General features: G+C 32.6%; 1 protein-coding gene. It reads right to left on the bottom strand.

The annotated features are described in order from the left end of the window. Window positions 1-215: hypothetical protein (locus tag FAY47_RS20575; RefSeq protein ID WP_185966931.1), on the bottom strand; the 215-nt coding region annotated here is incomplete at both ends.

Here is a 215-nt window from a genome sequence, read left to right as displayed (position 1 = left end):
TATATATTAGTATTTCCACTATTAGAAGAACCAGAAGAACTTCCCCAACCAGTAGAGTATTTTAAATTAGCATTGTTTTCTTCTACCCTAGTATTAGTAGCAGTAGGAGGAGTAGTAATATTACCATCTATGATATCAAAAGCATCTAAGTTGATATAAGAATCAGAAGCAGAAGCATTCTTTTGGCCAGTAACTTCAATGATAACAGTATGAGT

Origin of the sequence: Clostridium sp. HBUAS56017, assembly GCF_007115085.1 — a bacterium.
In the GTDB taxonomy this organism is placed as follows: Bacteria; Bacillota; Clostridia; order Clostridiales; family Clostridiaceae; genus Clostridium; species Clostridium cibarium.
The sequence above is the reverse complement of the archived record's forward strand: the minus strand, read 5'-3'. Positions and strand labels throughout refer to the sequence as shown.